The sequence below is a fragment of the Variovorax sp. OV084 genome (assembly GCF_900111625.1).
Classification (GTDB): Bacteria; Pseudomonadota; Gammaproteobacteria; order Burkholderiales; family Burkholderiaceae_C; genus Variovorax.
Map to the genome: position 1 here is coordinate 16,733 of NZ_FOII01000023.1, position 21,539 is coordinate 38,271.

A 21,539-nucleotide genomic window follows, 5' to 3' on the forward strand; every position below is an offset into this window, starting at 1 on the left:
ACATGTCGACCACTCCCCTCCTCCAGGAACTCGGCGTCGTGCACCGCAACGTGGTGCGCGCCGATGCGGCCGCCGTCGAGAAGCTGTCGCGCTTCGGCGTATCCACGGTGCACGAAGCACTCGGCCGCCTGGGCCTGATGGCGCCGCGCATCCGCCCCATCCATCCTGAAGCGCGCATTTGCGGCACCGCCATCACGGTGCTGCTGCAGCCCGGCGACAACTGGATGCTGCACGTCGCGGCCGAGCAGATACAGCCCGGCGACGTGGTCGTGGCCGCCTGCACCGCCGACAGCACCGACGGCTTCTTCGGCGACCTGCTCGCAACCTCGTTCAAGGCGCGCGGCTGCAAGGGCCTGGTGATCGACGGCGGCGTGCGCGACGTGCGCGACCTCATCGCTATGGACTTCCCCGTGTTCAGCCGCGCCATCCATTCGAAGGGAACGATCAAGTCCACGCTGGGTTCGGTCAACGTGCCGGTGGTGTGCGCCGGCGCGCTGGTGCAGCCGGGTGACGTGGTGGTGGCCGACGTTGACGGCGTGGTCGTTGTGCCGGCGCAGCTGGCCGCACGCGTAGCCGATGCCGCCGAGGCCCGCGAAGCCAACGAGGCCGGCAAGCGCGCGCGCTTCGCGGCCGGCGAGCTGGGGCTGGACATGTACGCCATGCGCGAGCCGCTCGCCAAGGCCGGCCTGCGCTACATCGACTGAGCAAGGGACCGCACTGTGGCTCGCATCATCGGCGCCGTCGCCTGCTCGCACACGCCCACCATCGGCTTCGCCTTCGACAAGAACAAGCAGCAGGACCCGGTCTGGGCGCCCATCTTCGAGGCCTTCGCGCCGGTGCAGCAGTGGCTGGCCGACAAGAAGCCCGACGTGCTCTTCTTCATCTACAACGACCACGTCAGCTCGTTCTTCTTCGACCACTACTCGGCCTTCTCGCTTGGTGTGGGCGAGCGACACGAAGTGGCCGACGAAGGCGGCGGCGCGCGCGACCTGCCGGCTCTGGCTGGCCATCCGGCACTGGCGCGGCACATCGGCCGCTCGCTGGTGGCCGACGAGTTCGACATGTCTTTCTTCCAGGACCGGGCGCTGGACCACGGCGTGTTCTCGCCGATGTCGCTGCTGTGCCCGCACGAGCCCGCATGGCCGATACCGGTGGTGCCGCTTCAGGTTGGTGTGCTGCAGTCGCCGGTGCCGTCGGCACGGCGCTGCTACAAGCTCGGCCAGGCGCTGCGGCGCGCGATCGAGAGCTACCCGGACGACATCAAGGTGGCAATCGTTGCCACCGGCGGACTCTCGCACCAAGTGCATGGCGAGCGCGCGGGCTTCAACAACACCGCCTGGGATGCCCAGTTTCTCGACCTGATCGAGAACGATCCGGTGCGGCTCACCGAGATGACGCAGGCCGAACTGGCGACGCTCGGCGGCATGGAAGGCGCCGAAGTCATCATGTGGCTGGTGATGCGCGGCGCCCTGTCGTCCAACGTGCGCAAGACGCACCAGAGCTACTACCTGCCCTCGATGACGGGCATTGCCACCGCCATCTACGAGAACCTGGCGAGCCCGCCCGTCGCCGGTGAAGTCGAGCGGCACCGCCGCCACATCGACAAGGAACTGGCGGGCGTGGAAGCGCTGCAGGGCACCTATCCGTTCACGCTCGAGACCAGCGTGCGCGCCTACCGCCTCAACAAGTTCCTGCACGGCATGACGCGCCCGGCGCACCGCGCAGCCTTTCTTGCCGACGAAGAGGCCGCGTTCGACGCTGCCGCGCTGACAGACAAGGAGCGCGACATGGTGCGCCGCCGCGACTGGCGCGGCCTGATCCAGTACGGGGTGATCTTCTTCATGCTGGAAAAGCTGGGCGCGGTGGTGGGCGTGTCGAACCTGCACATCTATGCCGCGATGCGCGGCCAATCGCTGGAAGAGTTCCAGCAGACCCGCAATGCGCCCGGCGCCCTGTATTCGGTGGCCGGCAAGGACGCCGCGCCGCAGGCGTGGGACCGCCGCTGAGCCGCACCTGATTTTTTGATTCTGGAGACAACACAAATGAAGCCCCTTTTCCGACGCCTCGCCCTCGGCGTGGCCGCACTGGCCGCATTCGGCCAGCTCGGCATTGCCAGCGCGGCCGACGCCTTTCCGTCGAAGCCCGTGAAGATCCTCGTGGGCTACAGCGCCGGCGGCGCGGTCGATGCCATTGCGCGCTCGGTCGGCCTGCGGATGTCGGCCATCCTGGGCCAGCCGGTCATCGTCGAGAACAAGCCCGGCGCGGGCACCAACATCGCGGTGAAATCCGTCATCACGAGCGCGCCCGACGGCTACACCTTGCTGCTGGCCGCCAACGCGCTGGCCGTGAATCCGTCGCTGTTCCAGCCCGCGCCCTACGACCTGGAGCGCGAGCTGACGCCGGTGGCCTCGGTCGGCCGGGTGCCCGTGGTGTTCACGGTGCGCGAAGAATCGGCCATCAAGACGCTGCCCCAACTGGTCGCCGCGGCCAAGGCCAAGCCGGGCAGCGTGACCGTCGCCACGCCAGGCAACGGATCGACACCGCACCTGGCCATGGAACTGTTCCAGCACACCGCCGGCCTGCAACTGCGGCATGTGCCGTACAAGGGCGGCGCGCAGGCGCTCACCGATGTGCTCGGCGGCCATGTGGACGTGGTTGCGGTCAATGCGCTCGAGGCACTGCCGCTGGCCAAGTCCGGCAAGCTGCGCGTGCTGGCGGTGATGAGCGCCGAACGCTCCGCCGTACTGCCGGGCGTGCCGACCGTTGCCGAGTCAGGCTACCCGGGGTTCGAGGCCAGCGTGTGGTACGGCTTCGTGGGGCCGGCCGGGCTGCCGAAGCCCATCGTCGACAAGCTGCACGACGCCGTGCAGAAAGCCATCGACTCGCCCGAGGTGCGCTCCCAGCTCGCCGCGGCCGGCGGCGTTCCGCTGCCGGGGCCGACCGAGCAGTTCGACAAGCTGCTCAAGGCCGACGTGGCGCGCTACGGCAAGCTGATCCGCGAAGCCAACATCAAGCCTGATTGATCGCCATGACCACGACAGGCATCACCCGTCGCCACGCCTGCCTCGCGGCAGCAGCCGCCGCCCTGCTGCCGGCAAGCCGCGCCGCCATGGCGCAGCAGGCCTATCCGTCCAAGCCGATCCGCATGGTCATTCCCTTCCCGCCCGGCGGCTCCACCGACGTGCTCGGGCGGGCCATCGGCATCGAGCTGGGCCGCGCGTGGCACCAGCCCGTGGTGGTCGACAACCTCCCCGGCGCCGGTGGTTCCATCGGTGCCGACAAGGTCGCCAAGTCGCCTGCCGACGGCTACACGCTGCTGATGGGGCACATCGGCACGCTGGCCATCAACCCATCGCTGTACCCCAAGCTCGACTACGACCCCGTGCGCAGCTTTGCGCCCGTGGCCTGGGTGGCGCGCGTGCCGAACGTGCTCGTGGTGCATTCCTCCGTTCCGGCGCGCACGCTGGCCGAACTGGTCGCGCTGGCCAAGGCACGGCCGGGCCAGCTGGCCTTTGGCTCCGGCGGCAACGGCAGCGCGGCGCACATCGCTACCGAATATCTGAAGCTGCAGACGGGCGCCTCTTTGCTGCACGTGCCTTACAGGGGCACCGCCCCGGCCGTGACCGATCTGCTCGCGGGCCAGCTGCAGCTGCTCTTCACCGGCGCGCCCGCTTTGCTGCCGCACATCAAGTCCGGCAAGCTGCGTGCGCTGGCGGTGTCGAGCCCGAAGCGCATCGCGCTGCTGCCCGACGTGCCGACGGTGGCTGAAAGCGGCGTGCCCGGCACCAAGGACTTCGAGGCCGACCAGTGGTACGGCGTGGTCGCCCCGGCCGGGACTCCCGCGGACATCGTCGCCATGCTCAACCGGCAGATCAACCAGTCGCTCAACACGGCGGACGTTCACGCGCGGCTGGCAGCCGAGGGCGCCGAGCCCACGCCCACGACGCCGCAGGCCTTCGGCCAGCTGATCGCGAGCGAAATGAAGCGCTGGGACCGCGTGATCAAGAGCGCCCACATCACCGTCGACTGAAGTTGGACAGGAACACACCGGCCATGAAATCGCTCGCCCGTCTGCTGCTCGCCCTTGTCGTCGCGGCACTGCTCGCCGCCTGCGCGCAATCGCCCCAATCGTCGCCCTCCACGAGTGGTGGCAAGACCGAAGTGCTCTGGCTCGGCCAGTCGGCATTCCGCATCACCACGCCGGGCGGCAAGGTGATCGTGACCGACCCGTGGCTCAAGCTGAATCCGCTGACGCCCGCGGCATACAAGAACCTCGAAGCCCTCGGCAAGGTCGACGTGCTGCTGGTCACGCATGGTCACTTCGACCACTTCGCGGATGCGCCTGCGCTGGCGCTGCTCAACCAGGTGCCGATGTACGCGCCCGGCGACATGAACCAGACGGTGGGCGTGCTCGGCATCCTGCCGCCCAACCTTGTGCCGCGCTTCAACAAGAGCGGCACGATCAACCCGGTGCCGGGAATCAAGGTGACTGCCGTGCACGCGGAGCACTCCTCGGTCATCGTGTGGAAGAACCCGGCCACCGGCAAGGACGAAGTGCACCCCGGCGGCGAGCCCGTGGGCTACATCATCGAGCTGGAGAACGGCTTCCGCATCTACCACATGGGTGACACGGGCCTGTTCGCCGACATGAAGTTCATCGCCGACTACTACAAGCCCGACCTCGTGCTGATGCCGATCGGCGGCCACTTCACGATGGACCCGGTGGACGCCGCCTACGCCACGCGCGAATGGCTCAAGCCGCGCGCGGTGATTCCGATGCACTATGGCGCCAACCCGCTCGGCAAGGGCACGCCCGACGAATACATCCGCGCGCTAGGCAGCACAAGCACGCGCGTGCTGGCTTTGAAGCCCGGCGAGAAGGCCATCTTCTGACAAGGACACACACGATCATGGGAACGACACTGGGCCTCATCGGCTACGGCGAAGTGGGCGGCATCTTCGGACGCGGGTTGCGCGGGCAAGGCGGCGTGGATGCCGTCTGGGTCTGGGACAAGCGCTTCGCCGATCCCGCGACGGGCGCGGCAGCGCGTGCCGCGGCAGAAAGCGACGGGATGCACGTGGCGAGCGGCCTGCAGGAGCTTTGCAGCCGCGCCGACCTGCTCATCTCCGCCGTCACCGCCTCCAACACGCTGGCGGTAGCCGAAGAGGCCGCTCGCCACGCGCGCACCGGCAGCCGCTTTCTCGATCTCAACTCGGCATCGCCCGGCACCAAGCAGCGCGCCGCGGCGGCGCTGGAGCCCGTGGGCGTCGCCTACGTCGAGGCCGGCGTCATGACCTCGGTGCCGCCCTACGGCATCCGCGTGCCGATGCTGCTGGGCGGCCCGCAGGCCGAAGCGCTTGCTGCAACGCTGGCCGGCTGGGGCATGGACGTTCGCGTCGTGAGCGACCAACTCGGCGTGGCTTCGGCGATCAAGATGAGCCGCAGCATCATGATCAAGGGGCTGGAAGCGCTGGTCATCGAGAGCTACACCACCGCCAGGCGCTACGGCGTCGAAGCGCATGTGCTGCCGACGCTGAAGGAAACCTTTCCGCAGATCGACTGGGACAAGCAAGGCGCCTACTTCTTCAGCCGCGTCGTGCAGCACGGCAAGCGCCGCGCGGAAGAGATGCGCGAAGCGGCGCAGACCGTGCGCGAGGCCGGCTTCGAGCCCCTGATGACGGCCGCCATCGCGGCCAAGCAGGATTGGGTTGCGGCGCAGGCACGCGATGGCCTGTTCGAAGGGCTGGACGCCGCAAGCGACTGGCAGGCCTACGCGGATCGCCTCATCGGCCGCGCATGACCATGTCGGATTCGATACGGGGCATCTGCTCCATGGCCACGAAGGGCCTGCTGCTGGAGCTGGCCGCGGCGTACACGCGCACGAGCGGCGTGCCGGTTTCGTTCGAGGCAGTAGGCGGCGTAGATGCCGCAAAGCGCGTCTCGGCAGGAGAGCCATTCGACGTTGTAGTGCTCGCCTCCGATGCCATCGACAAGCTGGCGGCTGCCGGCAAGGTGGACGCATCGCGCAAGACCGACGTGGTGCGCTCCGGCGTTGCCGTGGCCGTTGCCGCGAACGCCGCGCGAGTCGATATCTCCACCGAAGAAGCGGTGCGGCGCGCCGTGCTGGATGCGGCCAGCGTCGCGTATTCGACCGGGCCCAGTGGCGTTGCCCTGGCCGCGCTGTTCGAGCGCTGGGGCATCGCCGACACCATCAAGGGCCGATTGGTACAGGCGCCACCCGGCGTGCCGGTGGGCTCGTTGATCGCACGCGGAGAAGCCGCGCTGGGCTTTCAGCAACTGAGCGAGCTGATCGACGTCGAAGGCATCGCACTGCTGGGGCCGCTGCCGCCGGCAATCCAGATCACCACGGTGTTCAGCGCAGCGCCGGGCTCTTCCGCTTCGCAGCCGGACGCCGCAAGCGGGCTGCTCGCGTACCTGGCCTCCGGCGACAGCGCAGAAGCCAAGCGCCGGCACGGCATGGAGCCGGCCTAACGGGTCGCAGACTTGCGAGAGCCGTTTCCCTTGCCGGCAATGACAAGCCCCGCGCTCTCGACAAAACCGTGAATCAGCCTCAACCGCGGCGACGCCCGCAGCCACAGCACACCGAAGCGCCGCGTCTCCGAAGGCAGCGGCAGCGGGATCTTGGCGATGCGCTGCCCGTCGAGCAGCGGCGAAGCGATGTCGGGCACGACCGACACGCCGAGGCCTCGATCGACCATCATCGCGATTGCCAGCAATGAACTGAGTTCGAAGCGCTCCTGCGGCACGATGCCCGCCGAACGCAGGTAGCGGTCGGCCTGCTTGCCGCCACCGAGGTTGCGGTCGTAGCGGATGAGCGGAGAGGTCCGCAGCAGTTCGTGGGGATCGCGCCGCGCGAGGCGGCTCGGCGCGAGCAGCACCAGCGGCTCTTCGCGCAGCAGGGCCCAGTCGAAGGTCTTCGCAAGCGCGAACGGTGGATACAGGCACACGGCCGCATCGAGCTCGCCCTGCTGCATGGCCTTGTAGAGCGTGGCAGTGTTGCCCGACTGCAGGTACACCTTGACACCCGGATGCGTCTTCACGAAGCGCGCGAGGATGTCTGGCAGCAGGCTGTGGATGGCCGTGTTGATGGTGCCGATGACCAGCTCGCCGCCGGCCGCCTCGCTGCCCACCAGCGCCTTGATGTCGCTCACCTCGCGCAGCAGCGTGCGGGCGCGCTGCACCAGCCGGTGCCCCGCCTCGGTCGGCTGCACCGTGCGGCCGGCGCGCGCGAGCAGCGGTGCGTTGAGCTCCCGCTCCAGCGCGCGGATCTGCTGCGCCACCGCGCCGGGCGTCAGGTCGAGCCGGCGCGCGGCCTCCGACATCGAGCCCGACTCCACCACCAGAAGAAAGCTTTGCAGGTAGGCCGTTTCCATGAAGATAGATTTTCTGCGATCTGATCGCAGGGAGCAGCTGTTTTTCTCTTCTCATGAACTGCGGACACTGCATGCATGAGAAGCAAACTCTTCGTTCCCGGAACCCGTCCTGAACTGTTCGCCAAGGCACTGACCAGTGCGGCGGACGCCATCTGCCTCGACCTGGAAGACGCGGTGTCCGAGCCGCGCAAGGACGAGGCGCGCGAGACCGTGCGCCAGCTGCTGCTTGCCAGCGGCGATGCGGCCTCCTCGCAAAAGACACTGATCGTTCGCGTCAACGCCATGGACACGCCGCACTTCGAGCGCGACGTGGCGGCGGTGACACAGCCCGGCGTGCATCTGATCAACCTGCCGAAGCCGCAAAGCCCGGCGCACGTGCGCACGGCGGTCGAAGTCATCGAGCGCGCCGAACGCTCTAGCGGCGTGCAGGCGCCCATTGGCCTGCTGCTGAACATCGAGACACCCACTGCATTGCGTACGGCAGCGGAACTCGCACTGGCGCATCCGCGCGTGTCGGGGCTGCAGCTGGGGCTGGGCGACCTGTTCGAGCCGCTGGGCATCGCCCGGCGCGAACCTTCAGCGATTCGCCAGGCGATGTTCGCGGTGCGCATCGCAGCCGGCGAAGCGGGCATGTATGCCTACGACGGCGCATTCGCGAACATCCGCGATGCCGAGGGCTACCGCGCCGAAGCCACGCTGGCGCGCGACCTCGGCTTTCTGGGCAAGACCTGCATCCACCCGAGCCAGATCGCCATCGCCAACGAGGTGTTCCGCCCCACGGATGAAGAGATCGCGCACGCCTGCAAGGTGGTCGAGGCAGCGCGCGAAGCCGATGCCAACGGCATCGGCGCCTACGTGGTGGACGGAAAAATGATCGACATCCCCTTCGTGATTCGCGCGCGCGCCATCGTCGAGAGTGCACGCAGCCTTGGGCTGCTTCCCAATTGAGCCTTGGGCTGCTGCCTGCCTGACCTGAGCTTCCCATCAATAAGAAACCGGAGACAAGACAATGCATTTCCCATCCTTCCTTCGCCCGCGCGTGCTCGCTGTTGTTGCAGCGGCAGCGCTTGCCGGCGCGGCATTCGCCCAGGGCGCCTATCCCGGCAAGGCCATCACGATCGTCGTGCCCTACCCGGCCGGCGGCTCCAACGACACCTTCGCGCGCCAAGTGGCCAAGGAGTTGGGCGACCAACTCAAGCAACCGGTGATCATCGACAACCGCCCCGGCGCGAGCGGCAACACCGGTACGGCGCAGGTGGCGCGCGCCACGCCCGACGGCTACACGCTGGTGGCGGTGTCGTCCAGCATGACGACCAACGCAGCCGTGCAATCGAAGATGCCCTTCGATCCGGTGAAAGGCCTCGCACCCGTGGCCATGTTCGCCAAGGGCCCGTTCATCGTCGCGGTCAACAACGAGTTTCCCGCGAAGACACCGGCCGAGCTGATCGCCGCCATCAAGGCCAAGCCAGGCCAGTACAACTACGCCTCGTCGGGCTCGGGCAGCGTGAACCAGTTCGGCACCGAGCTGCTCAAGGCCAAGGTGGGCGACCTGCAGATCGCGCACATTCCCTACAAGGGCATGGGTCCGGCCGTGACTGACCTGATCGGCAACCAGACGCAGCTGCTGATTTCAAGCGGTCCTTCGCTGCTGCCGATGGTGCGTGCCGGCAAGCTGCGCGCCGTGGGCATCACGAGCCTGAAGTCCAGCCCCGTCGCGCCTGATCTCACGCCAATGGCCACTGCGGTGCCCGGCTACGAATTCGAACTCTGGTGGGGCCTGCTGGCACCGGCGGGCACGCCGCCTGATGTGGTCGCCAAGCTCAATGGCGCCGTCAACCAGATCCTGGCCAGGCCCGAGATCACGGCCAACTTCCTGCGCGAAGGCGCCATCGCTACGCCGCTGACGCCTGCGCAGTTCGGCACCGTGATCGCTGACGACGTGGAGCGCTGGAAGAAGCTGGCCAAGCAACAGAACATCACAGCCGACTGAGGAAAGAAGAACCCATGAGCACTACCGCCCCCGACAACGCTGGCGACGACAAGCCCCTGCCCGCGCGCCAGGGCCCCGCCGGGCCGTTGAGCGGCCTGCGCGTGCTCGACCTGAGCGCCTACATCGCGGGCCCCTACGGTTGCTCGCTGCTGGCCGACCAGGGCGCGGAAGTCATCAAGATCGAGCCGCCCACGGGCGACAACCTGCGCAAGTACCCATCGACGCTGGAAGCCGAAAGCCGTGCGTTCATCGGCGTCAACCGCAGCAAGCTGGGCGTGGTGCTCGACCTCAAGAGCCCGCAGGACCTCGCCGCGCTGATGGCGCTGGTGCGCACGGCCGACGTGCTGGTGCACAACTTCCGCCCCAGCGTGCCGCCGCGGCTGGGCATTGCGTACGACCAGCTGAAGACGGTGAACCCACGCCTGATCTACTGCGCCGTCACCGGCTATGGCGAGACCGGGCCGCTGCGCGAGAAGGCGGGCTACGACCAGGTGCTGCAGACCATGACCGGCATGTGCGCGCTGCAGGGCAAGCGCGGCGAGCCGCCTGAGATCATCTACGGCTCGGTGGTCGACTACTACGCGGCCGCGCTGGTGGCTGCCGGCGTGGCCTCCGCGCTGTACGAGCGGGAGAAAAGCGGTGAAGGCCAGTTCGTCGGCGTTTCGCTGCTGCGCTCCGCGCTCACGATGCAGTCGGCGCGCATGGTGTGGGCCGAGGGCGAGCCGAAAGACGTGGGGCGCGACATGCGCTCGGGCGGCATCACCGGTCTTCACCCCACGCGCGAGGGGCACATCTACATCTCGGCCAACACGCCGCACTTCTGGCAGGCGCTGTGCGCCAAGGTCGACCTGCCCGAACTGGCGGGCGACGAGCGCTACGACTCGGTGCGCAAGCGCGCGCAGCACGCCGCCGAGATCATTCCGAAGCTGCGCGCCGCGCTGGCCGCGCGCACCGCGCTCGAATGGGAAGAACTGTTCGGCGAGGAAGTGCCCTGCGCGGCAGCACGCACCGTGGAAGACATGTTCGACAACGAACAGGTGCTGGCCGAGGACATGGTGGCGAACTTCGCGCACCCCACGCTCGGCTCGTACCGCGGCTTCACCCGGCCGGTGCGATTCGGCCGTACGCCGGGGCCCGAGCCCTTTGCCGCGCCGACGCTGGGGCAACACACAGCAGGCGTGCTGGCCGCGCAGCGCTTGGACGAATAGGACATGCCCACCGATAACGTGGTGCCCCACAGCAGCGGCACTCGCAAGCCCGCAAGCGCGGCACCCGAAGGCGCGTGCGACGCGCACATGCATGTGTACGACCGACGCTTCGCGCTGCACGGGCCGCCCGATGCCATGCTCGATCACGCCACCGCCGCCGACTACCGCCTGCTGCAGCAACGCATCGGCACGCAGCGCACGGTAGTCGTTCAGCCGCGCGCCCACGGCACGGACAACAGCGTGACGCTGGCCGCCATTCAAGCGCTTGGCGCCGCGCACACGCGCGGCGTGGCGGTGGTACGGCCCGAGGTGAGCGATGCCGAACTCGAACGCCTGCACGCGGGCGGCATCCGCGGCATCCGGTTCACGCTGTACACGCCGATGAATGCGGCGACGGACTTCGCCATGGTCGAGCCGCTGGCGCAGCGCGTGCATGCGTTCGGCTGGCATGTGCAATTGCACTGGAACGCCGACCAGATCGTCGAGCACGCGGCGCTGCTCGCGCGCCTGCCCTGCACGATCGTCCTCGATCACCTTGCCCGCCTGCCACTGCCCGATGCGCTGGCGCATCCCGCATACGACGTCGTGCGCCGGCTGCTCGACAACGGCCGCACCTGGATCAAGCTGTCAGGCGCCTACCTGGATTCGCGTGTGGGCGCGGAAGGCGGCTACGCCGACACGACCGGTATTGCGCAAGCCTGGGCGCAGCAGGCACCCGACCGCGTGGTGTGGGGCAGCGACTGGCCCCACCCGACCGAGCGCACCGCCAAGCCCGACGACGCACAGCTGTTCGACCTGCTGGGCCAATGGGTTCCCGACGAGGCCGCGCGACGCCGCGTGCTCGTCGACAACCCCGCGCGGCTCTACGACTTTTCCTGAACTACAAGCAAACTCCGAGACATTGGCATGAAGCAACCACAGAAGCGCCTTCTGAAATCCGTCGTAGCGCTGGCCGCCTGCGCCGCTCCCCTGCTGGGCTGGGCCGCCTGGCCCGACAAGCCGATCCGCATGGTGGTGCCGTACGCCGCGGGCGGCGGCGCCGACAACACCGCGCGCATCGTCGCGCAGCAGATGAGCACTGCGCTGGGCCAGCAGATCGTCATCGACAACAAGCCGGGCGCGGGTGGCGTGCTTGGCGCCGACAACGTGGCCAAGGCGGCCGGCGACGGCTACACCGTGCTCTACGACGCATCGGCGTTCTCGGTGAATCCGTCGCTGCGCAAGCTGCCCTTCGACGCGGCGAAAGACTTCATTCCCGTGTCGCTGGTCGCCACCGCGCCGCAGATCCTCGTCGTGCCGACGAGCGCGCCGTACAAGACCGTCGCGGAGTTCATCGACTTCGCGCGCAAGAACCCGGGCAAGCTGAGCTTTGCGTCGGCGGGCGGCGGCACCGGCTCGCACCTGGCGGGCGAGGCGCTGAACGAGCAGGCGAAGATCAACCTGATGCACGTGCCCTACAAGGGCGGCGCGCCAGCGCTGACCGACGTGATGGGCGAGCAGGTGTCGGCCTATTTCGGCAACGTGGCGTCGACCCTGGGCTACGTCAAGGGCGGCAAGCTGCGCGCGCTGGGCGTGAGCTCCATCAAGCGCGTGCCGGGGCTGCCCGACACGCCGACGCTCGCGGAGTCGGGCCTGCCGGGCTACAACGTGGTCGAATGGAACGGCGTGTTCCTGCCCAAGGGAACGCCGGCCGACATCGTGCAGAAACTCGGCAAGGCGGTGCAGGCTGCGGTCAACGACCCGACCGTGCGGCAGAAGCTGCTGCAGCTCGGCCTGGAGCCGGCCGGCACCACGCCCGAGGCCTTCGCGAAGTTCGTGCAGGACGAGACGGGAAGAGTGAGCGCGCTGGTGAAGGCACGCAACATCAGGGTCGATTGATCCTGCACTCGACTGGGTGTGCGTGAAACGTAGTGTGTGGGTTTCCCCCCGCGGATACAGAGGCATACGCGTTTCGCGCCACGGCAGGGTGGCCCAACGAAGAATCGGCTCCGTTCACAGACGAACGCCCGTCACTCTTCCGAAGGAACCACCATGCGCTTTCGCTCTTCCACCCTCTTCTTCGCCGTTGCCATCGCGGCCTCGGCGGCGGCCCTCACGCTGACCTTTGCCGCACCATCGCCGCTCGGCGGTGACGTTCCGGCCGCCGAGGCGGTGCCCGCGCCTGAATTCCAGAACATCGACACCTGGCTCAACTCGCAGCCGCTGAAGCTCAGTGAGCTGCGCGGCAAGGTCGTGCTGGTCGACTTCTGGACCTACACCTGCATCAACTGCCTCAACCACCTGCCTTACGTGAAGGACTGGAACGAGAAGTACAAGGACAAAGGCCTGATCGTCGTCGGCGTGCACACGCCGGAGTTCGCGTACGAGAAATCGACGAAGAACGTGAAGGACGCGATCCAGCGGCTGCAGATCAGGCACGCGGTGGCGCAAGACAACAGCTACGGCACCTGGAAGGCCTTCAGGAACCAATATTGGCCTGCGGTGTACCTGATCGACAAGCAGGGAAAGATCGTCTATTCGCACTTTGGCGAAGGCAGCTATGGCACTACGGAAAAGAAGATCCAGGCGCTGCTGGCTGAGCCTGCGCCGGTGGGGTCTTGAGGAATGAAGAAGCTCTGGTTCGCCCTACTCTTCCTAGCCGGCGGCATCACCCACGAGATACGCAACCCGGTGAGCTGCCAGTGCATCACAGCACGATTCAGTCCAACGCCTCGACAGTCGAAGAAAAAACGTAGCCCTCACTGCGCACCGTCTTGATGAAGCGCGGCTCGCGCGCATCGTCTCGTAGACGCTGACGCAGCCGGCTCACGAGCAGGTCGATCGAGCGCTCGAAAAGCTCGGCCTCGCGCCCCTGCGTGAGACTCAGCAACTGGTCGCGGCTCAGCACCTTCTGCGGGTGGTCGAGAAATACGCGCAGCAGCCGGTACTCCGCACCGCTGAGAGCCACCATCACCCCGCTGTCGTCGATCAGGTGGCGCGCAGTGGTGTCTACCTGCCACTCGCCGAACCCCAGCTTCGAAGCCGACTCGGTCGAGCGCATGTTCGGCGGCAGCATGCGCGTGCGGCGCAGCACCGAGCGCATGCGCGCCAGCAGTTCGCGGGCGGAAAACGGCTTGGCCAGATAGTCGTCGGCGCCCATCTCCAGACCGAGGATGCGGTCTGCCTCCTCGCTGCGCGCAGTGAGCATGAGGATCGGCGTGGCCTTGTACTTGCCCGTGCGAAGGTCACGGCACAGCGTGAGCCCGTCTTCGCCCGGCAGCATCAGGTCGAGGATGATGAGATCGAACGGCCCCGACTCCTCCAGCGCCGCGCGCATGTGCCGCCCCGTGGGCACCGCGACCACGCGCAGGCCGTTCTTGACCAGGTACGTGGTGAGCAGTTCGCGGATTTCCCGGTCGTCGTCGACGATGAGGATGTGGTCGGAGGTCTTCGAGGTCGTCATGCGGGTGGCCGGTACGTCGGAAGCCGCAATGTAGCCCGGCTGCGGGCCGGGACAAGCGGGTTTGTATTCCTGTGTATCCGGCGCCCCGGCCGGCCACACTACGTTGCCGACGCGAGCTTCCACACCGCATCGGCAAACACCTGCGGCGTCTCCTGCGGCACGTTGTGGCCCGCGCTCACGACGAGGTGCGTGCGCGGCCCGGTGAACTTGGCAGCGTAGGCCTTCCCGTCGGTGGCCGGCACGACACCGTCGGAGTCGCCGTCCATCGTGATCGCTGGCACCTTGATCGTCGGAAACGCGGCCAGGCGCTTCTCGTATTCCTCGTACTGCGCGAAGCCGTCCGCAAGACCGAGGCGCCAGCGGTAGTTGTGGATGACGATCTGCACGTAGTCAGGGTTGTCGAACGACGCGGCGGTGCGCTCGAAGGTGGCGTCGTCGTATGCCCACTTCGGCGAATTCGTGGTCCACAGGATGCGCGCGATGTCGCGCCGGTTCGCTTCCAGCCCGAGGCGGCCGCGCTCGGTGGCGAAGTAGTACTGGTACCACCAGCCCAGCTCGACCTTCGCAGGCAGCGGCAGCTTGTTGCCGGGGCGGTTGGTCATGATGTAGCCGTTGACCGAGAGCAGCCCGATGCAGCGCTCGGGCCAGAGCGCCGCGATGATGCAGCCGGTGCGCGCGCCCCAGTCGTAGCCGACGATGACGGCGCGGTCAATCTTCAGGGCGTCGAGCAGCGCGATCTGGTCGAGCGCCACTGCCGCCTGCTGCGCGGAGCGGGGGTTGGCGCTGTCGAGAAAGCGCGTGGTGCCATGGCCACGCAGGTGCGGCACGATCACCCGGCAACCCCGGGCCGCGAGCAGCGGCGCGACTTCGGCATAGCTGTGGATGTCGTAGGGGTAGCCGTGCATCAGCAGCACCGGAATGCCGTCGGCAGGGCCGGCCTCGTAGTAGCCGACATCGAGCTCGCCTGCCTTGATCTGGCGGATGGGCTCCAGCTTGCGCGGCTTGGCAGCGGGCACGGCATCGGCCGCGTGGACGGTGCTGCTCATGAATGCCAGTTCGACGGCGGCGAGGCTGGCGGCGGCGCCTCCCAGCAGGAAACGGCGTTGACGGTTGACGGGTTCTTCGGACATGGGGTGTTCCTTCGTTTGTGTTGGCGACGGAACGATTGAATGCGCCGGATGTATGCGGCATGTGTCATGCCAGGGGTGTTCTTGTATGGCCGTGTGTACGGGCCGCGCCGGATACACGGCCATACAAAGCCGAAGCTGCGACGGCATCTGAGCCCCGGCAGGTAATGTTGTATGTCCCGTTTGCCGCCCAACACACTGCAATACAAAGAAGTGATCTGCGGCGCGACCCCGGGTCTATAAACCAGCCCATGCCTACATCCGCAAGCCTCCCCGCACCCCTCGCCCCGGTCAACCCCGCAGGCCTGCGCCGGCTGCTGCCCCGCTCGCTGTTCTCGCGCGTGACGCTGATCATCGTCATCGGGCTGGCCATTGCGCAGCTGCTGACCTTCACGGCGATCCGCTACGAACGCGGCATCGCGATGCGCGAGCTGATGATGATCGGCATCGAGCGCGACATCGCGAGCTCGGTCGCCATCCTCGACCGGCTGCCGGCCGCCGAGCGCGAAAGCTGGCTCGCGCGGCTGGAGCGGCGCAACTACCGCTTCGTGCTGGGCGGCAGCGCACAGGGCACGCCGCCCGACACGCCGATGTCGCAACAGTTCGCCGCCGCCATCGTCGATGCGATGCGCCCATTCGAGATCGTCAAGGTCGGCCAGGTGGGCAGCCCACCGCAAAGCTTGCAGATCCAGGTGCGGCTGTCGGACGGGTCTTCCGTGGTCGTGCATGCGCGGCGTGTGGACATGCCCGTGTCGAGCTGGGTGATGTGGCTGTTGTGGATACAGCTGCTGGTGCTGGCCGTGTGCGCCTGGTATGCGGTGCGGCTGGTCACGCGGCCGCTGGCGCAGCTGGCCGACGCAGCCGACGAACTGGGGCCAGACCTGAAGGGACAGCAGTTGCCCGAAGAAGGCCCGACCGAGGTGAAGCACGCGGCGCGCGCATTCAATGCAATGCAGAAGCGCATTGCGGGCTACATGGCCGAGCGCGTGGAAATCCTTGCGGCCATCTCGCACGACCTGCAGACGCCCATCACCCGCATGCGGCTGCGCACCGACCTGATGGACAGCGATCAGGACCGCGACAAATTCCGCCAGGACCTCGATGCGATGCACGCCTTGGTGCGCGAAGGCGTGACCTACGCGCGCACGCTGCACGGCGCCACCGAGCCGCCGTGCCGCATCGACGCCGATGCACTGTTCGAGAGCATGGTGGCCGACTACGAGGACTCGGGTGAACAGGTGCTGCTCGAAGGCCGCACGGGTGAGCCCATCGTGACTCGGCCGAATGCGCTGCGGCGAATATTGACGAACCTGATCGACAACGCGCTGAAGTTCGGCACTGACGTGCGCCTGCAGGTGCATGCCGAGGCCGACCGGCTGGTGCTGGCCGTGGTCGACAACGGACCGGGTATTCCTCCCGACCAGCTGGAGAACGTGCTCAAGCCCTTCTACCGCGTGGAAGGCTCGCGCAATCGCAACACCGGCGGCACCGGACTGGGCCTGGCCATCGCCCACCAACTGGCAATGGCGATGGGCGCGGAGCTGGTGCTGCGCAACCGACCCGAAGGCGGGCTCGAAGCCCGGCTGACCATGAGCACGCGCGCCGCGCCGCCGAACTGAGCCGCGCCCTCATCCCCCCATTGACCAGACCCCGACCATGCTCCTCCTCATCGTTGCCTACCTGGGTGGTGTGCTCACCATCCTGAGCCCGTGCATCCTGCCCGTGCTCCCGTTCGTGTTCGCGCGCGCCGATCGACCGTTCCGCTCGCATGGCCTGCCCATGCTGCTGGGCATGGCGCTGGCGTTCTCGGCCATCGCCACGCTGGCGGCGGTGGGCGGCGGCTGGGTCGTGGCGCTCAACGAATACGGGCGCTATGCGGCGATTGCGCTGCTGGCGGTGTTCGGCGTGACGCTGCTGTTTCCATCGGTGGCCGACCGGCTGAGCCGTCCGCTGGTGGCGCTTGGCTTGCGGTTGTCTGGGCCTGCCTCGGAGAAGGCGTCGGTGTTCTCGCCGCTGTTGCTGGGGGTTGGCACGGGGCTGCTGTGGGCGCCGTGCGCGGGGCCGATCCTCGGGCTGATCCTGACCGGCGCCGCGCTCAACGGCGCGAGCATCGGCACGTCGTTGTTGTTGCTGGCCTATGCGGCCGGTGCGTGCACCTCGCTGGCGGCTGCACTGCTCTTTGGCGGTCGACTGTTCTCGGCGATGAAGGGGTCGCTGCGCACCGGTGAATGGATGCGGCGCGTGGCCGGCGTGTCCGTTCTTGTGGGCGTCGGCGCTATTGCGCTGGGGCTGGACACCGGGCTGCTCAGCCGCCTCTCTGTCGGCACAACTTCGGCGTTGGAGAAAGCACTGGTGGAGAAGATCGACATGCCCATGCCATCGCCGCAACCGAAGGCTTCCATCGACCCGGGCGGCCTGATGCTGACGTCGACGCAACCGGAGCCGAAGAAGCCCGCATTGGCACTGCCCGACGAAGGTGGCTTTCCTTCGCTGGCCGGCGCCACCGAGTGGCTCAACTCCGCGCCGCTGACGCCCGAGGGCCTGCGCGGCAAGGTCGTGCTGGTCGACTTCTGGACCTACTCGTGCATCAACTGCCTGCGCACCCTGCCCTACGTTCGCGCATGGGCCGAGAAATACAAGGACGCGGGGCTGGTGGTAGTCGGCGTGCATGCGCCGGAGTTCGCGTTCGAGAAGCAGCCTGCCAACGTGCGCCGCGCAGCGAAGGACCTGGGCATTGGCTTCCCGGTGGCCGTCGACAGCAACTACGCGATCTGGCGCGCCTTCGGCAACCAGTACTGGCCGGCGTTCTATGTCGTCGATGCGCAGGGGCGCATCAGGCATCACCAGTTCGGCGAGGGGCAGTATGCGAAGTCGGAGCAGGTCATCCAGCAGTTGCTGGCGGAAGCCGGGCGGCCCGTCGTGCCGGCCGACGTGGTCTCTCCGGAAGGCCAGGGTACGCAGGCTGCGGCGGCTGCGTCGCCGGCCCTGTCGGGCGAGACCTACCTGGGCTACGAGCGCGCGCAGAGCTTCGCCTCGCCTGGTGGCATCGCGAAGGATCGTGCGCGGGTCTATCCCGTGGCTTCATCACTGCGCGCCAACCAGTGGGCACTGAGCGGCGAATGGTCGGTGGAAAGCGAACGCGCGGTGCTGGTGCGGGCCAATGGGCGCATCGCCTATCGCTTTCATGCACGCGACCTGCATCTGGTGCTCGGCCCGTCGGCCGATGGCAAGCCCGTGCGCTTCAAGGTTCTGATCGACGGCAAGCCACCGCTGGCAGACCACGGCACCGATACCGATGTGCAAGGCAACGGCACCATCGATGGACAGCGCCTGTACCAACTGGTGCGCCAGACGGCGAACGACAAGGACCGCCTGTTCGAAATCGAATTTCTCGACGCGGGCGCGCAGGCCTACGTGTTCACCTTCGGCTGATCGCCCTTGGTGCCCCTTACAGGTGCTGCGCTACAAGCACCACGGCCCCGGCGATAGAAATGGCGCCGCCGACGAACTTCCTGAATGCCTTCATGGCGTTGTTCTCCTTCAGTGAAGCTCAATGGTGCCGCGCGGCGGGGTGTTCGTGGGTTGGGAATCCTCATGTGCGGGATAGAAAACCCCAACCTGCAAGAGCGGCATCTACGACTTGGCAGCCGGCAAGGAGAGCCGCTCTCTCGCGAACTGACTGGCCCGGAGCCGCACCCGCTGCAATGCAGCCTCCAGCGTGGGCTGCTGCATGAATACGACCACTCCCCGCCTGAGCCCACGAAGGCTCAACTCGGCAACGCCCGCGTAGCGGCCACTGGTGGTCTGCTTGATATCGATGCGGCTCGACCAGCCATCGGGCAGGTTGACGAGAAGTTGTAGTTGTTGCTGTGTGACGTTCATGTTGGGGCTGAGGATAGGCCTCGAACCCGCAGCGCCCCAAGGAACTAGTTCCTTTGCATTAGCAATACTTCAAGATTGCCATCAGGGGGATATCCGGTGCGCCCTCATCCTCAATGTCTCCCAGATTGGTCGCGATCATCGGCTTGCCCGCCTCCCTCCGGCGGGCTCCTCCCTCCGACCCCATGCGCAAGAACGGGGTCCTTCAGCTCGCCTTTGTGCGAGCTTTTTTTTGCCCGCACCGTCATTCGCCACCACGCAAGCGATAGACGGCCCGACTTGCATCTTGTGTGACGCAAACTTACATTTACGCAAGAGGAGGCCACACAAGCCAGTCGGGCGACATAAGAGGTGGCAATGCAAAGCCATGCCGATCGTCTTCAATCCAGGCCCGCCTCCACGCTTCGAAGTCAGGGGCAGGAACGACTTTCAACAAAGTACGACGCTGTTCGTCGACCGATCGACCTCCTGGCTGCAACGAGCCATGTACCCTCTGGGCGGCTATAACCCGCTGGGGTTGGTCGAGCAGAGGTATCTGGCTGGTGTGCCTCACACTGGCACGACGTCAAAGACGGGGGTCTCGGTCCCCGGCCAGAACACCATGCGGGCGCATCATGTGGCCGACCATGTGATCCAGCAGTGTGTTTGCGAGTACCTGAACAAGCAGATAACCCTTGGACGATTCGTCGACCGGATCGGCACGCTCTATCTGACGAGTTGGGTCGACGTGATAGTTACCCCACGGCTCTTCGTGATCTGGGCGCAATGGGTCAGTGCGCTGGCAAAGGTGCTGGCGGTCGTCGCGGCTCAAGCAGCAGGACTGCCACAAACCAGGCAGCTGGCATACGGGAATTCATTGGCCTTGGGACTTTCCAATTCCGTGGCGAACGTGCGACTGGGACACCCGCTGACCGACAACGCGCTCTGGCACGGCATTGCTCCACGACTTCAACGAGGCCAGTACGACCTGCTGGGCTACTTTTTCGGCTGGTTGGGCAATCACGACTTCACCAAGCCCACCTTGTCAGTCGAGACATCGCTGGTTGCTGACGTCTGGGAAGACTATTTCACGAATAAGCCCTTGTTTTTCCAGAACAAGAACCGTGTCGTCGTGGGCAAAGTCTTCGTTGGTCCTGCGAATCGACCCAACGCCATCTTCATATCCGAGGAAGATCCGGTCAGGCCGCACAAAGTCGCGCACCGAAGCCTTCCCCAGTACTACCCCGGCGCCAGAGGAGTCAGAGGCTATGTGATCAGGGCAAGCAGAGCGAGCTTCCACGCGACTGCCGTGGTTGCGACCTTGTGCGCAATCGGATACGCCGGCAAGGAGTTGGTTTGGCCGAAGGAAGGTCCCAAGAAGCCGCTTTAGTCGCAGCACCAGAAGTTGGTCGGCAGTCCAACACTACTCTGGACTAATGCCGTCTATTTCTGGCTGGCTCTATCAAAGAAAAACGGGTTACACCTTGTGAGCGTAACCCGTCGTTCTGTCTGCTGATTTTGGTCGGTGTGAAAGGATTCGAACCTTCGACCCCTTGCACCCCATGCAAGTGCGCTACCAGGCTGCGCCACACACCGAAGCTCTCGATTATAGCGGTTGAAATTCAGCGTCCGAGGGTCAGCAGCTCACGAATTTCAAAGAGTTCGCGCCGCAGGTGCAACAACTGCGACAGGTCGACCGTCTGCGTGGCAGACGCCGAGGGCGAATCCTGCACCACGGCGGCATCGAATTCTTCCTGGTCGATCTCGATGGCCTCCATGCCGTCGAGCGGCACCTCGCCCGCCTTGCGACGGTCGCGTTCACCTTGCACGAGCTCCTGAAGCTTGTTGCGCGCACCGCTGATCGTGAAGCCCTGGTCGTAGAGCAAATCGCGTATGCGGCGGATCATGAGCACCTCGTGGTGCTGGTAGTAGCGACGGTTGCCGCGCCGCTTCATGGGCCGCAGCTGCGTGAACTCCTGCTCCCAATAACGCAGCACGTGCGGCTTGACGCCGCACAGTTCGCCGACCTCACCAATGGTGAAGTAGCGTTTGACGGGAATCGGAGGGAGCGTTTTCTCCATTGAAATCAAGACTGTGCGCGGGAAACCTGAGAGATTACTCTACGCAGGCGCGCAGCACCAAGCACTATTCGGCGCCCAGGCTCCACTCGACTTCGGATGCACCGTTCTGTTCGATGCTTCCATGAATCTGCTCCTTGAGCTTCGCACTCGCGTGGAACGTGGCCACGCGGCGCTCGCCGATCGGGATGGCCTCGCCAGTGCGCGGGTTGCGGCCCGGCCGGGGCGCCTTCACGCGGATCTGGAAGTTGCCGAAGCCCGAGATCTTCACGTCCGTGCCTTCGACGAGACTGCTGGCCACGAGCTCGAAGAACGCCTCGACCATGTCCTTGGACTCGCGCTTGTTCAGGCCGATCTGCTCGAACAGCAGGTCGGCCAGATGCGCCTTGGTGAGCGCAGGCGTTTCGAGAGCCTCGAGCGTGAATTCGGCAGCGTTCATTC

Annotated in this window: 22 protein-coding genes and 1 tRNA gene; 16 read left to right on the plus strand and 7 right to left on the minus strand. The window is 66.5% G+C overall.

Annotated features, from left to right (window positions below; genetic code table 11):
* The first annotated feature begins 2 nt into the window (after positions 1-2).
* From ligK to BMW87_RS30845, 7 genes are read left to right on the plus strand one after another with little or no spacing between them, the layout of a single operon-like run.
* Positions 3-704, plus strand: coding sequence for a 4-carboxy-4-hydroxy-2-oxoadipate aldolase/oxaloacetate decarboxylase (gene ligK, locus BMW87_RS30815; protein WP_177142347.1), 702 nt, complete (start codon positions 3-5; stop codon positions 702-704).
* 15 nt (positions 705-719) lie between these two features.
* Positions 720-2,006, plus strand: a complete 1,287-nt coding sequence (locus BMW87_RS30820) for a gallate dioxygenase (RefSeq protein ID WP_093081622.1) — start codon at positions 720-722, stop codon at positions 2,004-2,006.
* Between the two features lie 36 nt (positions 2,007-2,042).
* Positions 2,043-3,023 (plus strand): Bug family tripartite tricarboxylate transporter substrate binding protein, encoded by a 981-nt coding sequence (locus BMW87_RS30825; RefSeq protein WP_177192881.1) that lies wholly within the window; start codon positions 2,043-2,045, stop codon positions 3,021-3,023.
* A 5-nt stretch (positions 3,024-3,028) separates the two neighbouring features.
* Positions 3,029-4,030 (plus strand): Bug family tripartite tricarboxylate transporter substrate binding protein, encoded by a 1,002-nt coding sequence (locus tag BMW87_RS30830; RefSeq protein WP_093053207.1) that lies wholly within the window; start codon positions 3,029-3,031, stop codon positions 4,028-4,030.
* Positions 4,031-4,053: 23 nt separating this feature from the next.
* On the plus strand, positions 4,054-4,893 hold the full coding sequence (locus tag BMW87_RS30835) for a metal-dependent hydrolase (RefSeq protein WP_093081624.1): 840 nt from the start codon (positions 4,054-4,056) through the stop codon (positions 4,891-4,893).
* A 17-nt stretch (positions 4,894-4,910) separates the two neighbouring features.
* Positions 4,911-5,801, plus strand: a complete 891-nt coding sequence (locus BMW87_RS30840) for a DUF1932 domain-containing protein (RefSeq protein ID WP_093081628.1) — start codon at positions 4,911-4,913, stop codon at positions 5,799-5,801.
* 2 nt (positions 5,802-5,803) lie between these two features.
* Positions 5,804-6,493, plus strand: a complete 690-nt coding sequence (locus tag BMW87_RS30845) for a substrate-binding domain-containing protein (RefSeq protein WP_177192884.1) — start codon at positions 5,804-5,806, stop codon at positions 6,491-6,493.
* Here the strand turns inward: BMW87_RS30845 and BMW87_RS30850 are convergent.
* Entirely contained in the window at positions 6,490-7,395 is a 906-nt protein-coding gene (locus BMW87_RS30850) for a LysR family transcriptional regulator (protein ID WP_093081631.1), read from the minus strand. The genes BMW87_RS30845 and BMW87_RS30850 overlap by 4 nt on opposite strands.
* 75 nt (positions 7,396-7,470) lie before the next feature.
* On the opposite strand from BMW87_RS30850, the gene BMW87_RS30855 reads away from it, so the two are divergent.
* The 6 genes from BMW87_RS30855 to BMW87_RS30880 all read left to right on the plus strand — a co-directional run bounded on the left by BMW87_RS30855 (position 7,471) and on the right by BMW87_RS30880 (position 13,194).
* Positions 7,471-8,343 (plus strand): HpcH/HpaI aldolase/citrate lyase family protein, encoded by an 873-nt coding sequence (locus BMW87_RS30855; RefSeq protein ID WP_093081634.1) that lies wholly within the window; start codon positions 7,471-7,473, stop codon positions 8,341-8,343.
* Between the two features lie 61 nt (positions 8,344-8,404).
* Positions 8,405-9,385, plus strand: a complete 981-nt coding sequence (locus BMW87_RS30860) for a tripartite tricarboxylate transporter substrate binding protein (protein ID WP_093081636.1) — start codon at positions 8,405-8,407, stop codon at positions 9,383-9,385.
* Between the two features lie 14 nt (positions 9,386-9,399).
* Positions 9,400-10,593 (plus strand): CoA transferase, encoded by a 1,194-nt coding sequence (locus BMW87_RS30865; protein ID WP_093081639.1) that lies wholly within the window; start codon positions 9,400-9,402, stop codon positions 10,591-10,593.
* A 3-nt stretch (positions 10,594-10,596) separates the two neighbouring features.
* Complete coding sequence (locus BMW87_RS30870; RefSeq protein ID WP_093081641.1) at positions 10,597-11,472, plus strand: amidohydrolase family protein; 876 nt, start codon at positions 10,597-10,599, stop codon at positions 11,470-11,472.
* Positions 11,473-11,499: 27 nt separating this feature from the next.
* Positions 11,500-12,471: a tripartite tricarboxylate transporter substrate binding protein gene (locus tag BMW87_RS30875; protein ID WP_093081644.1), complete on the plus strand. Its 972-nt coding sequence runs from the start codon at positions 11,500-11,502 to the stop codon at positions 12,469-12,471.
* Positions 12,472-12,624: 153 nt separating this feature from the next.
* Positions 12,625-13,194, plus strand: coding sequence for a thioredoxin family protein (locus BMW87_RS30880; RefSeq protein ID WP_093081647.1), 570 nt, complete (start codon positions 12,625-12,627; stop codon positions 13,192-13,194).
* 97 nt (positions 13,195-13,291) lie between these two features.
* On the opposite strand, the gene BMW87_RS30885 is transcribed toward BMW87_RS30880, so the two are convergent.
* Both BMW87_RS30885 and BMW87_RS30890 read right to left on the minus strand, forming a co-directional pair.
* Complete coding sequence (locus BMW87_RS30885; RefSeq protein ID WP_093052769.1) at positions 13,292-14,035, minus strand: response regulator; 744 nt, start codon at positions 14,033-14,035, stop codon at positions 13,292-13,294.
* 98 nt (positions 14,036-14,133) lie between these two features.
* Entirely contained in the window at positions 14,134-15,165 is a 1,032-nt protein-coding gene (locus BMW87_RS30890) for an alpha/beta fold hydrolase (protein WP_093081649.1), read from the minus strand.
* A 248-nt stretch (positions 15,166-15,413) separates the two neighbouring features.
* Between BMW87_RS30890 and BMW87_RS30895 the strand changes: the two genes are divergently transcribed.
* On the plus strand, positions 15,414-16,781 hold the full coding sequence (locus tag BMW87_RS30895; RefSeq protein ID WP_093052775.1) for an ATP-binding protein: 1,368 nt from the start codon (positions 15,414-15,416) through the stop codon (positions 16,779-16,781).
* A gap of 37 nt (positions 16,782-16,818) precedes the next feature.
* Entirely contained in the window at positions 16,819-18,594 is a 1,776-nt protein-coding gene (locus BMW87_RS30900) for a cytochrome c biogenesis protein DipZ (RefSeq protein WP_093081652.1), read from the plus strand.
* Between the two features lie 201 nt (positions 18,595-18,795).
* Here the strand turns inward: BMW87_RS30900 and BMW87_RS30905 are convergent, their stop codons facing one another.
* On the minus strand, positions 18,796-19,044 hold the full coding sequence (locus tag BMW87_RS30905; protein WP_093052781.1) for a hypothetical protein: 249 nt from the start codon (positions 19,042-19,044) through the stop codon (positions 18,796-18,798).
* A gap of 364 nt (positions 19,045-19,408) precedes the next feature.
* On the opposite strand from BMW87_RS30905, the gene BMW87_RS30910 reads away from it, so the two are divergent.
* The gene (locus BMW87_RS30910; RefSeq protein ID WP_093081654.1) at positions 19,409-20,410 is read left to right on the plus strand and encodes a hypothetical protein; all 1,002 of its coding nucleotides are present in this window, start codon (positions 19,409-19,411) and stop codon (positions 20,408-20,410) included.
* A 129-nt stretch (positions 20,411-20,539) separates the two neighbouring features.
* Here the strand turns inward: BMW87_RS30910 and BMW87_RS30915 are convergent.
* The 3 genes from BMW87_RS30915 to BMW87_RS30925 form a co-directional block, all read right to left on the minus strand.
* Positions 20,540-20,616: transfer RNA gene (locus BMW87_RS30915), tRNA-Pro, on the minus strand.
* 26 nt (positions 20,617-20,642) lie between these two features.
* Entirely contained in the window at positions 20,643-21,101 is a 459-nt protein-coding gene (locus BMW87_RS30920) for a MerR family transcriptional regulator (RefSeq protein WP_093081657.1), read from the minus strand.
* A gap of 64 nt (positions 21,102-21,165) precedes the next feature.
* On the minus strand, positions 21,166-21,537 hold the full coding sequence (locus tag BMW87_RS30925; RefSeq protein ID WP_093081659.1) for an integration host factor subunit alpha: 372 nt from the start codon (positions 21,535-21,537) through the stop codon (positions 21,166-21,168).
* Between the last annotated feature and the right edge of the window lie 2 nt (positions 21,538-21,539).